At 61.4% G+C, this 12879-nt stretch carries 8 protein-coding genes; 3 read left to right on the top strand and 5 right to left on the bottom strand.

Annotated features, from left to right (window positions below; all coding sequences use genetic code 11):
- Positions 1-753: 753 nt before the first annotated feature.
- Together AUR04nite_RS11525 and AUR04nite_RS11520 are read right to left on the bottom strand one after the other, a co-directional pair.
- Positions 754-2595, bottom strand: a complete 1842-nt coding sequence (locus tag AUR04nite_RS11525; RefSeq protein ID WP_141365131.1) for an AMP-dependent synthetase/ligase — start codon at positions 2593-2595, stop codon at positions 754-756.
- A gap of 67 nt (positions 2596-2662) precedes the next feature.
- Positions 2663-4273 carry a dolichyl-phosphate-mannose--protein mannosyltransferase gene (locus tag AUR04nite_RS11520; protein WP_141365129.1) on the bottom strand — a complete coding sequence of 537 codons (1611 nt, stop codon included), beginning with the start codon at positions 4271-4273 and terminating at the stop codon, positions 2663-2665.
- Between the two features lie 67 nt (positions 4274-4340).
- Between AUR04nite_RS11520 and rsmI the strand changes: the two genes are divergently transcribed.
- Together rsmI and AUR04nite_RS11510 are read left to right on the top strand one after the other, a co-directional pair.
- A complete protein-coding gene (rsmI, locus tag AUR04nite_RS11515) occupies positions 4341-5201 on the top strand; it encodes a 16S rRNA (cytidine(1402)-2'-O)-methyltransferase (RefSeq protein ID WP_246055504.1) in 861 nt (286 codons plus the stop codon).
- A 134-nt stretch (positions 5202-5335) separates the two neighbouring features.
- On the top strand, positions 5336-6820 hold the full coding sequence (locus AUR04nite_RS11510; protein ID WP_141365127.1) for an NAD-dependent succinate-semialdehyde dehydrogenase: 1485 nt from the start codon (positions 5336-5338) through the stop codon (positions 6818-6820).
- 75 nt (positions 6821-6895) lie between these two features.
- Here the strand turns inward: AUR04nite_RS11510 and AUR04nite_RS11505 are convergent, their stop codons facing one another.
- The 3 genes from AUR04nite_RS11505 to AUR04nite_RS11495 are packed head-to-tail and all read right to left on the bottom strand — an operon-like array spanning position 6896 to position 11619.
- A complete protein-coding gene (locus tag AUR04nite_RS11505) occupies positions 6896-9325 on the bottom strand; it encodes a transglutaminase family protein (RefSeq protein WP_141365125.1) in 2430 nt (809 codons plus the stop codon).
- A complete protein-coding gene (locus AUR04nite_RS11500) occupies positions 9322-10644 on the bottom strand; it encodes a DUF58 domain-containing protein (RefSeq protein ID WP_170184191.1) in 1323 nt (440 codons plus the stop codon). Before AUR04nite_RS11500 ends, AUR04nite_RS11505 begins: the two co-directional genes overlap by 4 nt.
- A 12-nt stretch (positions 10645-10656) precedes the next feature.
- The gene (locus tag AUR04nite_RS11495; protein WP_141365121.1) at positions 10657-11619 is read right to left on the bottom strand and encodes an AAA family ATPase; all 963 of its coding nucleotides are present in this window, start codon (positions 11617-11619) and stop codon (positions 10657-10659) included.
- Between the two features lie 235 nt (positions 11620-11854).
- On the opposite strand from AUR04nite_RS11495, the gene AUR04nite_RS11490 reads away from it, so the two are divergent.
- Positions 11855-12808, top strand: a complete 954-nt coding sequence (locus AUR04nite_RS11490; RefSeq protein ID WP_141365119.1) for a TatD family hydrolase — start codon at positions 11855-11857, stop codon at positions 12806-12808.
- The last annotated feature ends 71 nt before the right edge of the window (positions 12809-12879 follow it).

Genomic DNA, 12879 nt, shown 5'->3' with positions numbered 1-12879 from the left:
TGGAAACCAAGAATATCGTCGGTAGAATCCACCATCGCCAAGGTAATGGCTGTTCCCTATACTTCGCGAGATTCTCATCAAACCACGATGTTTTCGCAATGTACGCGAACGAGCAAAAGCCAACCATTGCAGAGGCAAGAACAAACCCTCCTGGTAGGACGCGATTTTCGTACGACAACGTTCCCATAATGAAAGTGATCAGCGACGTACCAGCAACCAAAACTATGCTCCATGCGCCAATCTTCCGAAACACTCGGATCGATCGTGCCACCGGTGGGTAATCCGGAGATTTGCGATGTCGTTTGATCATTTCATCGTCCACCTAGAATTGCTCCGTATCTACCGATCACGGTCCGATTGGCCCACCGATTCGTAGGCATCGTCCATTTTCATTTCAACTCCAGTGCCTATGCGCCCGCCCAATGCCTGCCTCAAAGTACTTTAGCTCCCCGGAGTCTAGGCAGGAACTTGAAGCCCATGTTCATCAACGATCCACTGATGAGATGACCCCAAGCCTTCGAACGAGAAAGTTGTGAATCCACGATGGCGCATCTATAAAAACACTACTTTCTCGCAAGTAGAGAGCACTGGCGTTGAGCAATAGCGGTGCACCAGTGCCGCGTGCTGAAGGAAGGGCCATCATAAAAAGCCTCGAACAGGATGATTCTGACGCTCGACAAGACTGTTAACTGCAGGACTGGCCACCCAAATAACCTGGATGGCCAGTCTCTATTCTTTGTGCGGAATATATATCTACCGCTGGTACAGGTTATCGATCTCCTGCGCATAATCCTTGATGACTTCTTGGCGCTTGAGCTTCAAGGTGCTTGTCAGGTGCCCTGAATCCTCGGTGAACTCCACCGGAAGCACTACGAACTTGCGCACCGATTCGGCCTTGGACACCGTGAGATTCGCGGTGTCCACATAGGACTGGATCTCCTGGAGAACCTGCTGGTTCTGTGCGGCTTCCTCAAGGCTCAGATTCCCCAAGCCCTTGGCCTTCGCCCAGAGCAGCAGCTCTTCCGGGTCGAGCGAAATCAGCGCCGCGATAAACGGGCGGTTGTCGCCCACCAGAACGCACTGTGCGGCGATGCGGCCGGCGCGGATCATTTCCTCCAACGGACCGGGGGAGACGTTCTTTCCTCCGGCGGTGACAATGAGTTCCTTCTTGCGGCCGGTGATCTTCAAGAATCCCGCATCATCAAGCACACCAGTGTCCCCGGTCTTGAAATAGCCGTCCTCATCAAAAGCCTGGGCGGTGGCGGCGGGGTTCTCGTGGTATCCGGCAAAGACGCCGATGCCCTTGATCAGGACTTCTCCATCATCGGCGATTTTGACGCTGGTGCCGGGGATCGGCCTGCCAACGGTGCCCACCCGGGTGTTCGCCGCCTGGTTGACAGTGGCCGGGGCCGTGGTCTCGGTCAGACCGTAGCCTTCGACCAGCTGGACGCCGGCGCCGCGGAAGAAATGTGCCAAGTCTTCGTTCAGGGCGCTGGCTCCGGAAATCGCGTAGCCGCATTCGCCGCCGAAGACCGCGCGCAGCTTTGGATAGAGGACCTTGTTGAACAGGGCAAAGCGCAGGCGCAGCCCCAGCGGCATGCGAGCCTTCTGGCCGCGTGCACGGGCATCACGGATCTTGGATACCTCGATGGCGCACTGCTCTGCCTTTAAGAAAAGCTCAGCCTTGCCGCCCTCCTCGGCCTTGGACAGCGCCGTGGTGCGGATCTTTTCAAAGACGCGTGGAACTGCCAGCAGGAAGCCTGGCTTGACGGCTGCCATGTCCTCCACGAGCGTTGCGGTGGAATTTGAATGGGCAAGAATTGTGCCGCCGTGGATGCAGGTCTGCTGCACTGCGCGGGCCAGCACATGGGCCAGGGGCAGGAACATCAGGGTGCGGCGCTTGTCGCCGAGGATGTCCAGCATATGCGCAGCCAAGTTGTGGGCAACCAGCGCAAAATTGGCGTGGGTCATGTTGCAGCCCTTGGGGCGCCCGGTGGTGCCGGAGGTGTAGACCATGGTTGCCACGTCGTCGAGCTTCATCGACGAACGGCGGGCTTCGAGCAGTTGATCGTCGACCTGCTGCTCGTCCACCAGCAGCTTGTGCAATCCGGCCGAAGGGATCAGCTGGCTGTTGGCGCTGGATGAGCCTTCAAACATGTGGGTAATGACTTCTTCGCCCAGTTGGGCCACTGCCTGGCGCACATGGGCGCGCAGCTCGTGGTTTTCCGCGAAGACGATGCGGGCCCCTGAATCGCGCAGGATCCATTCGATCTGGAAGGGGCTTGACGTCTCATAGATTGGCACGGAAATTCCGCCGGCAAACCAGATGGCTTCTTCTGCCAGCGCCCACTCGTAGCGGGTGCGGGAAATGATGGCGACCTTGTCGCCGGCCTTCAGGCCGTCCTTGACCAGCCGCATGGCCAAGCGCTTGACGTCGCGCAGGAAGTCTTGGGCGGTGACGTCTACCCAATTGGCGCCGCGCTGCACCATGAACAGCGGTTCGGCGCCGGTGGCGGCAACACGGTCTAGAAGCAGGTTCGTGACATTCACTTCGGGGGATAACTCGGTGAGTGGTTGAACGTGCACTTCTTGCATGGAAGAAAGTCCTTTGAACTCGTCGGTGTTCGGCCTTGCCCAGGCGAACCGTGCAGGGCGCGGACGTCTAGCTCCAGTTGGGGATCCACACGTGGGCGCGCCAGTATTCATCCGGAATCATTTCACCGCTCCAAATGGGCCAGAAGAACGCGGAAACCAGCAGCACGACAGCTAGGAATACTGCCACTGCTGCAACCCGCGTCCGGTAGAGCGGACTGCGCCGAGGTTCGGCGGGGATGAACTTGCCTATCATATACGCCAGGGCAAGCATCAAGAACGGAACCATGGGCAGCGTGTAGAAGAAGAACATGGTGCGTTCCGGGTACTGCAGCCACGGTAGGAAGCCTGCCGCGGCGCCCGCCAGAATGGCGCCGGCGCGCCAGTCACGTGCGCCAATCCACCAGAGAATCAGCAGCAGCAGGCTCAGCCAGCAGGCCCACCACATCACGGGATTGGGCAGGTCGGTGATGACCTCGGTGCAGCGCTTGATATCGCACCCGTTCACGCCCTGGTCATAGCCTTCAAAGTAGAAGAGCACCGGGCGGCCGGCAAAGGGCCAGGTCCACGGGGAGGACTGCCAGCCGTGTTCGCTGCTCAGCCCCGTATGGAAGGTGTAGCCGGCCTGGTGGTACTGCCACAGGGAGCGCAGCGGGGCAGGAAGCCAGCTGACTCCCTCGCCCGGATTCTCCTGCGCCCAGTTGCGGTAGCGTCCGCCGGTGGTTGCCAGCCACCCGGTCCAGGTGGCCAGATAGGTGGCCAGCAGCAGCGGAATCATGGTGAAGAACGCATAGATGCCGTCACGAGTCAGGGCCGAGAACCACCATTTGTGGATGCCTGCGGTGCGCCGGGCGGAGAAGTCCCACAGCACGGCCATGACGCAGAAGACTGCAACAAATGAGAGCGCAGACCACTTCACGCCCACGGCACAGCCCATCATGACGGCGGCCGCCAAACGCCATGGGCGCCACCAGAGCATCGGGCCATAGACCAGCAGGAAGTCATCCGGCCGGTTGCCTGCAGGAACAGCGAGCAGCCTTGCGAGCTTCATCCTGCCGTAGCGCCGGTCAAGCAGCAGCGCATAGAAGGCCGCCAGGATGAAAAACATCAAGAAGATGTCCAGCAGCGCGGTGCGGGACATGACGATCGAGTGCCCGTCCACAGCCATCAGCAGGCCGGCCACTCCAGCCAGGAAGTGGGACTTGAACAGCAGCTGCGCGCACAGGGTGACCAGCAGCACCGCCAGCGTGCCGAACAACGCGGTGGAGAAGCGCCAGCCGAAGCCGTTGAAATCTCCGAAGAGCAGCATGCCCACGCCGATCAGCCACTTGCCCAGCGGCGGATGCACCACGAAGGATGCATCCTGGCTCAGCTGCGGGTCGCCGGCGGCGAACTGCTCGTCGACCTCGTCGCCCCATTCGCGCTCATAGCCGCTTTGCAGCAGCGAGTAGGCGTCCTTGACGTAGTAGGTCTCGTCAAAGATCAACAGGTGCGGATGGGAAAGGTTCACAAAGCGCAGGATGCCAGCCAACACGGTGACCGCCAGCGGAATGATCCACAGCAGCGGGCCGCTTAGCGTGGCGGCTCCCAGCAGCCGGTATTTCAGGCTCTGAAAGGTGAAGGCCTCGCGTGCAGACTGCACATGGCCGGCGTCTTTGGTGTTCAGGGCCGTGATGCTCATCATTTGTCATGCTACCGGGGAGGGTGGGGGAATACGCGCTTTTCGTACTTCGCGTAGGCTAAAGATTGTGCAGAATTCAGAGAATGACGGCGTGATCGTCCTGGGGGCGACCCCGATTGGCAACCTGTCCGACGCCTCCCCGCGCTTGCGCGAGATGATGGTGACCGCGGATGTGATCGCCGCGGAAGACACCCGCAACTTCCACCACCTGGCCAATGCGCTGGGATTGAAGATCACCGCGAAGGTCATGAGCCTGCACGAACACAACGAGGCGCACAAGCTCGCCGAGGTGATCGAATTGGCCAAGAGCGGTGCGACGATCCTGGTGGTCTCCGATGCGGGCATGCCCGCGGTCTCCGATCCCGGGTACCCGCTGGTCGCCGCAGCCATGGGCGAAGGCATCAGGGTCACTGCGGTGCCTGGCCCCTCAGCGGTGCTCACCGCGCTGTCGCTGTCAGGCCTGCCCACCGGCCGCTTCACCTTCGAGGGGTTTTTGCCGCGCAAGGCAGGGGAGCGGCGCAAGCGCCTGGATGCGCTGTTGGCCGAAGAGCGCACCATGGTGTTCTTCGAAGCACCGCACCGCCTGGATGACTTCCTTGAAGCCGCCGTCGAGGCATTTGGCACGGACCGCCAGGCGGCGGTGGCCCGCGAACTGACCAAGAAGTTCGAGGAGGTGCGCCGAGCCAGCCTCGGCGAGCTGCTGCAGTGGGCCCGCGAAGGGGTGCGCGGGGAAATCGTGGTGGTCGTCGCCGGCGCACCGGAGCCTGAGGCCGCGACCATCGAGGATCTGTTGCCGCAGGTGGCGCAGCTGGTCGAGGCCGGTACCCGCATGAAGCAGGCAGTGGCCGAGGTTGCCGAGAAGGCTGGAGTGAAGAAGCGCGAGCTGTATGAGGCAGTTTTGGAGCAGAAGCAGCAAAAGCAGGATTGAGCTTCAGGCATAGGCGAGTTGCACAATGAATCCGCAGTTTCATAGTGCATAGGGCGATTTACAGTCGTGGCCGCCAAGCATAGCGTAGGTAGCAACAACGACTAGCCTCAGTAACAGTTTCAGGAGATGTGCGTATGTCGATTACCGCCCAGCGCGAAGCAGAGCTGCTCGCCCAGGTACCAACCGGCCTTTTGATCAACGGTGAATGGCGCGACGCCTCCGACGGCGGCACCTTCGACGTGCTCGACCCGGCCACCGGCGAAAAGCTGCTGACCCTTGCCAGTGCCACCAGCGAAGATGCGATGGCCGCCCTGGACGCAGCAGATGCAGCCCAGGCCAAGTGGGCGCTGACCGCTCCACGCGAGCGTGCGGAGATCCTGCGCCGCGCCTTCGACCTGGTCACCGAGCGCAAGGACGACTTTGCGCTGCTGATGAGCCTTGAAATGGGCAAGCCACTGGCCGAGGCCTACGGCGAGGTTACCTATGGTGCCGAGTTCCTGCGCTGGTTCTCCGAAGAGACCGTGCGCCACTACGGCCGCTACCTGACCACCCCAGAGGGCAAGAACAAGATCCTGGTCCAGCACAAGCCTGTCGGCCCGTGCCTGCTGATCACCCCATGGAACTTCCCGCTGGCCATGGCCACCCGCAAGGTCGGCCCGGCAGTAGCCGCAGGCTGCACCATGGTGCTCAAGCCAGCCAAGCTGACCCCGCTGACCAGCCAGCTGTTCGCAGCAGTGATGATGGAAGCAGGCCTGCCAGCAGGTGTGCTGAACGTCGTCTCCGGCGCTTCGGCTTCCATGATCTCCGGCCCGATCATGGCCGACGACCGCCTGCGCAAGGTGTCCTTCACCGGCTCCACCCCAGTGGGCAAGCAGCTGATGAAGGACGCAGCTGACAAGGTACTGCGCACCTCGATGGAACTGGGCGGCAACGCACCGTTCATCGTGTTCGAAGACGCAGACCTGGACGCAGCAGTCGAGGGCGCCATGGCCGCCAAGATGCGCAACATGGGCGAGGCCTGCACCGCAGCCAACCGCTTCCTGGTCCACGCAGACGTTGCCGAGGAATTCACCGCCAAGTTCGCCGCGGCGATGAAGGCGCTGAAGCCAGGACGCGGCACCGAAGCCGACTCCACCGTCGGCCCGCTGGTTGAAGAGAAGGCCCGCGACGAGGTACACGCACTAGTTGAGGCAGCTGTTGCCAACGGCGCCACCGCGGTGACCGGCGGCGCGCCGGTCGACGGCCCAGGCTACTTCTACCAGCCAACCGTGCTGGCCAACGTAGCCAACGACGCCAAGATCCTGAACCAGGAAATCTTCGGCCCAGTGGCACCGGTGACCACCTTCACCTCCGAAGAGCAGGCCATCAAGCTGGCCAACGCCACCGAGTACGGCCTGGCTTCCTACATCTACTCCAAGGACTTCAACCGCCTGTTCCGCGTTGCAGAGCAGATCGAGTTCGGCCTGGTCGGCTTCAACGCGGGCGTGATCTCCAACGCCGCTGCTCCATTCGGCGGCATGAAGCAGTCCGGCCTGGGCCGCGAAGGCGGCGCCGAAGGCCTGGCAGAGTACACCACCGTGCAGTACATCGGCATTGCCGATCCATACGCTGCCAAGTAGTCGACAGCCGTAAAGGCCTCGGGGACCAGTCCATCATGAACTGGTCCCCGAGGCCTTTAACCCTGCCGAAGACTTCTAGACGCGGGTGCGTTCCCTGCCCGGCACGGTGCGCAGCTTCGCCTGGCGCAGCGAGGCAGGGAACAGGGCGGCGCCCAGACGCTGGCCCACCGGAAGCGATTGATGCAGCTGGTGCCGTACCCGCTCAAGGCTGTGGCGCAGCTGCTGCGACTGCTGCGCTGAAGGATGACGCGCAGCATAGAAGCTCTCCTGAATGCCCTGGCCTAAGATTTCAAGATCCTGTGCGCAGTGCTCGTGCTTTTGGGCAAGTCGCTGGGTATAGGAGCTGACCGTCTCATTCGGCTCCGCCGGGTTGTGAGTATCCGCGCCTACTGCCTGAAGCTCCAGCCACAGTGATGCCGCGAGTTGGCCTTCGCCGCCTGATTCGTCCCGGCGCTGCTGCCACAGCCTCCTGCGCCGCAGCGGAGCGAGGCTCAAGACGGCAGCCGCCGCCACGAGGACGCCGGCGACCGCCCACCAGGTGCTGGGTGCAGCAGGCGCTTCCTGCTGTGCTGCAACCGGAGTGTCCTGTGTCGGGGCGGAATCGGATTCAGGAAGCCTTGGGGTGGCCCGAGTGGTCGGCACCTCGTTCACCGACGGCGCCGCGGCCTCTGGCTTCTTGGTTTCCTCCGGAGCATAGCTGGGGACTTGGCCTTGTCCTGGGGTGGGCTCGAAGGGTATCCAGCCCAAAGCGCCGAGGTACAGTTCTGGCCAGGAATGCGAATTTTTGCCGGAGACAGAGTAGCCGGTCAGCTCGGCGTCAGGCTCCAACGACATGTTCAAGTTGCCGTTCAATGCGATGTCATCGGCTTTCATTGTTTTGCCGTTGGCCGTGCCCGGCGAGTAGCCGATGGCAATGCGAGAGGGGATGCCAGCTTCCCGGGCCATTAACGCCATGGCTGCCGAGAAATGTACGCAGTAGCCTTGGCGGCGTTCTAGGAAGGATTCGACAACTCGCTTGTTGGCCCCATCGTAGCCTTCGCGCAGCGGGGTGCGTTCGGAATACACGAATTTGGGCGAGCGCAGGTAGTCCTGGATCGCGGCTGCCTTTTCCAGATCGCTTCGAGGATCGTCGGCCCCTGCATAGGCTTCCTTCAGGGCTTGATCGAGCGCAGTTTTTAGAGTTTGTTCCGGGTCTTCAGGCAGCTGCCGATAGACAGGTCCAGGCATGTCGTCTGGGATGCCGCCGTAGAACTCTAGAGATTTCGCAATCTGTGGACTGAGGTCGAGTTCAGCATAGGAAACTGAAATGCTCTTAGTTTGAGCTATGGCTTCTCCGCTGAGCCGGGCGACCGAAGTTTCTCGGGTCCAATCCCAATCTCCCACAATTCCTTGGACAAAATTGCTGCGGTTCGGCAGTGGAAGTATCGCTGACTTGATTCCGCCGCTGTAATCAAGCACCGCCATCTGCTCCGTGGCATTGAAGTTCGTGAAGCTGTTCTCCATCATCGTGTCGCCGAAGTAGGCATCATGGTCAAGAGATTCGGTAGGTTCCCACCGTGGGGTGCTGAGGTCGCCGATGACTGCGGTACGCAGGTAGGGGGCCTTCTTTGACGAGGTGTAGTAGTCCAAAATTGTCGCCCCGGAATTTGAGCGCAAATCCCTGCCCAGATTCAGCATTGGGTCGACATTGCTTGCCAGCAGGTCCCCTGAGGGACGTTGTCCTTCGTGGAACATTCCTTGGCGGAATCCCGGCATCCAGAAACTGGCAGCCAGCAACGCGGCGATGCAGGCGAATGCGCTAGCCGAGAGGAAGCCCAGCTGCTTACGCGAAGGGAACCGGGGATGATGCTTTGGCGCCGCACCCCGGTAGAGGAAGGGCACCAGCGCTGTGAAGACCAGAATGCCTGCAACGACCAGCGCCAGGTAGCCGATGCCTGCTCCTTCCTGCTTGAACAGCGAAGCAACCACCGGAGCCAGGCTCAGGGGGATGATGACCAGCAGGGCAAGCTTCTTGAAGGTGATGAGCACCTCCACCAGCAGGCTGATGAAAACGGCCAGCAGCAGGATGGCGAATGCCGCATAGCGCGAATAGGCCACCGGAGGGACTTGGGTGGAGAACTGCAGAACAGCTTCGGACAGCACTGCCATGAACCATTGGAAGCCGGTGACCGAATAGCCGGTGGCCCGCATGGCTTCGTGCTGCATGAGCGCCATGAACCCGATCAGCAGGGCAACAGGCAGGGCAAGGAAGCGCAGCCCCCAAATGCCGCGCAGCAGTCCCGAACACAAGTGGATGGCAAGGACTGGAATCACTAGGGCCGGGAACCAAGCATGGCCCTCGATGACCCCGGTCAGCGAGGCGAATCCTGCGAGCACCGACATGGACAGCGCCAGCGCAGCGATGCTTCGGGCCAGCAGATTGTGGGCAACTACGCTGGAGGCCCGCTCCTGCGACGGGCCAGCGGGCTGGTGCAGCGCGGGAGTTTCGTGAATGGCAGTGCTCATAACATGTCCTGCGCTGACTCCATCGATGCATTTCCTGAAAGAATATTCACGCTCCAGCCGGTGCGGGCCAATGCCTGCTGTACTTCGGTTTCGCGTTCCGGATGGGCTGGCAGGTAGAAAAGCTGTACCTGGCGGATTGAGCGCGAAAGCGCCGCCAGCACGTTGGCCTGCGCAACACTCAGCCGTCCAAGGATCATCAAAATCGGCTCCTCGCGCATGCCTTGGAGTTCTTTGAGCAGTGCGGGGGAGAGCAGCTCCGGATCCAGCGCTTCGGTGCCGCGCGTTGCCAGCGCGAGGTCGGCGCTGGCAAGGTGGAAGTCCTCAAAACTGGTCAGGGCCCCGTTCTCAGAGAGCTGGTGAACCTGTCCAGGAATCAGCGAAGTTCCCTGCAAATCGCGGAACAGCAGCTGGTATCCGCTGGCTGCGTAGCGCTGTCCCAGGCTGCAGGCCAAAGACAGGGCATTTTCAAAACGGCGGCTGCTGGAGAGCGCAGCCCCAGTTCCCTGGGGGATGTCCAGCCGCAGATCTGCCGCATCGATGATCCAATGCTCGGCCGTACGGTCCAGGACCAGCAGTGCTTGGGCGGTGGCAACGTGGTTCTCCTGGCGCACCATCAGCTTGCCGTGCCGGGCGGTGGCCTTCCAGTGCACCTGCCTGATGGAGTCGCCCTGCTGGTAGTCGCGGGTTGCCACATCGTAGTAGTCGGCGGTGGTGCTGCGGGAGAACCGAGCGTCGCCGGTGAGCATGCGCTCGCCCACCGAAGCGAAGCGCGCCAGCGGATGCAGCTGCGCCCGGACCGGAACCGGCTGCGGCTCGCCGATGGAAACCAGTCCACGGATCAGCCCCAGCGGATCGGAGATCACCTGCCGGGCAGGACCCAGCAGGTGGACGCCCCGGGAGCGGAAGACCAGCTCATAGTCCACAGCGCCTGGGCCAGCGAGTTCGGGGCCGGGCCCAAATCCCTCGGGCAGCGTCTCCTTGATGCTGACATCGTCGGGGCATTCGAGGCTGATGCGCACGGCTTCTGCCACGGTCGCCGCAGGGGAGTGCAGCCGCCTTCGCACCCCGGTGGAACGGCGGGCCCGCAGCACCAGAAGCCAGCTGCTCAGCGCCAGGGCTACCAGGCCTACACCCAGCGCCATCAGTTCGTGGCGTCCCAGCAGATAAGCCAGGAACACCAAGCCAGCGCCGGAGCCGAGGACACTCCAGCCGCGCCGCGTAAACAGGTCAAGATGCCAGCGCCGCAGCGACTCGGGGCCCTCCGTGGACCGGGTCCAGGTCAGGGCGTCGCGGGAATCAAATCGTTGTGGCTTGTCCATCATGAAGTCCTGCTAGCTGATGGGGGTGCCGGAGATGATTTCCTGCACCACATTTTCAACGTCGACTCCGTCGGCCAGGGCGCGGCGGGTGAGGATGAGTCGATGGCTGAGCACCATGGGCGCCACCGCGCGAACGTCTTCGGGCAGGACATGGTCCCTGCCATTGATCGCAGCATAGGACTTGGATGCCCGCACCCATTGCAACAGGGCGCGCGGGGATGCTCCCAGCGAAACCTGCGGGTGCTGGCGAGTGGCCCGGCCCAGGTCGACAACATAGGCGCCCAGGCGTTCGGTGACGGTGACTAGGTTGACCTGTTCAATCATCATTTGCAGGTCGACCTGGCGCAGCACTGGGACCAGCGACTCCAGCGGCTGATGACTGTGGTGGGAGGTGAGCATCGAGACTTCGGCATCGCGGGCAGGATAGCCCATGGAGATCCGTCCCATGAACCGGTCCCGCTGTGCTTCTGGCAGTGCGAATGTTCCTTCAGAGTCCACGGGGTTTTGCGTGGCGACTACCATGAAGGGACGCTGCAGAGGATGGGTGATCGAGTCGACGGTTACCTGCTGTTCTTCCATGCATTCGAGCAGGGCCGACTGGGTTTTGGCATTGGCGCGGTTGATCTCGTCGGCAATGACGATATTCGCGAAAATTGGCCCGGGATGGAAGGTGAATTCGTGGGTTTGGGGAGAGTAGACAGATACGCCGGTCACGTCGCTGGGCAGCAGGTCCGGGGTGAACTGGATGCGGTGCACCGTGCAGTCCACGCTGCGTGCCAGAGATTTGGCAAGCATGGTCTTTCCAACTCCGGGAACGTCTTCAACTAGAAGATGGCCTTGGGCAAGAAGCACCACCAGCGCATTCGTAATGGCTTCGGGCTTTCCAGTAATGACCGACTGCACTGCTTCGGATACTCGTTGGCAGTTGCTGCGGAAGCTTGCATCGAGCGAGGGCAAGGTTGGCTGTGCGCTCATGCGCGTCCTCCTGACAGGCTCATCATTTTTCCCAGAGGTTTTGTTGGGATGACGAATCTCTAGTTGTGTTCCACCTATCGTATGGGCATCTTTTATCCGGTAACAGACGCTAATTGCCTTTTGGCACCATCAGTTATTCGGCTATTAGTGAAGTGCAGTGACAGAATTGTCTACAGGGTACGAAGCCGCCCCTCACCTGCGCATGTTGGCTTAGAAGGAGCCCGGAAGAATAAAGATGGAAAACGTTGAAGATCCCTACGCTGGAATTCCCCAGGCCTACCGACCAGTTTCCGACGCAACGCCGGCCGAGAACGGCGAGCGGGCACGGTCGCAGAACAACGAAAAAGGCGGATCAAAGCGCAACCTGCGCTACCCCGACGCCCCGCAAGCGCTGCCGGTCAGCGTCGTGGACAACCACACCCATCTCGATTTTCTCGACGGCACGGTCAAAGTCGACCCCGCCCAAGCTCTCGACGCGGCGGCGGCGGTAGGAGTCAAAGGCCTGATCCAGGTGGGCTGCGACGTTGAATCGTCCCAGTTTGCAGTCAAGGTCGCCAACGAATTCCCGAATGTTTTGGCGGCGGTGGCGATTCATCCGAACGATGCCGCCCGGCTGGCCGAACGCGGCGAACTGGACAACGCCATCGCACAGATCGAACAACTGGCGGCCGATGAACGAGTGCGCGCCATCGGCGAAACCGGCCTGGACTACTTCCGCACCCAGCCGGAGGGCCGCGGTGCGCAGGAAGAATCATTCCGCGAACACCTGCGCATGGCGGTGGAACAGGGCAAGGCCCTGCAGATCCACGACCGGGACGCACACGAGGATGTTGTCCGCATTCTCAAGGATTCGGTGCTGCCTGAACACGTGGTGTTCCACTGCTTCTCCGGCGATGCGCAGCTAGCCCAGATCTGCAATGACAATGGCTGGTACATGTCCTTCTCAGGAACGGTGACTTTCAAGAACTCCCATGACCTGCGGGACGCGTTGAACCTTGCCAGGCCCGAGCTGCTGCTGGTGGAAACCGACGCGCCGTTCCTGACGCCGCATCCGTTCCGCGGCCGCCCCAACGCCAGCTACATGATTCCCTACACCGCTCGCTTCATGGCCGAAACCAAGGACATCGACCTGGCACAGTTCTGCGCGCAGATCGACGCAAACACTCGGGAAGTGTATGGCGAATTCTAAGCACTGAAGGTGTGTTGCTCCTCATAAGACTGTTGCTAGAAATGTAACAATTCGGTTACGGTAGAAAAGAT

Origin of the sequence: Glutamicibacter uratoxydans, from assembly GCF_006539925.1 — a bacterium.
Classification (GTDB): Bacteria; Actinomycetota; Actinomycetes; order Actinomycetales; family Micrococcaceae; genus Glutamicibacter; species Glutamicibacter uratoxydans.
The sequence above is the reverse complement of the archived record's forward strand: the minus strand, read 5'-3'. Positions and strand labels throughout refer to the sequence as shown.

Coding starts and splice junctions, on each gene's coding strand:
- AUR04nite_RS11525 (WP_141365131.1), bottom strand. CDS start 2,595: ATGCAAGAAGTGCACGTTCAACCACTCACCGAGTTATCCCCCGAAGTG.
- AUR04nite_RS11520 (WP_141365129.1), bottom strand. CDS start 4,273: ATGAGCATCACGGCCCTGAACACCAAAGACGCCGGCCATGTGCAGTCT.
- AUR04nite_RS11510 (WP_141365127.1), top strand. CDS start 5,336: ATGTCGATTACCGCCCAGCGCGAAGCAGAGCTGCTCGCCCAGGTACCA.
- AUR04nite_RS11505 (WP_141365125.1), bottom strand. CDS start 9,325: ATGAGCACTGCCATTCACGAAACTCCCGCGCTGCACCAGCCCGCTGGC.
- AUR04nite_RS11500 (WP_170184191.1), bottom strand. CDS start 10,644: ATGGACAAGCCACAACGATTTGATTCCCGCGACGCCCTGACCTGGACC.
- AUR04nite_RS11495 (WP_141365121.1), bottom strand. CDS start 11,619: ATGAGCGCACAGCCAACCTTGCCCTCGCTCGATGCAAGCTTCCGCAGC.
- AUR04nite_RS11490 (WP_141365119.1), top strand. CDS start 11,855: ATGGAAAACGTTGAAGATCCCTACGCTGGAATTCCCCAGGCCTACCGA.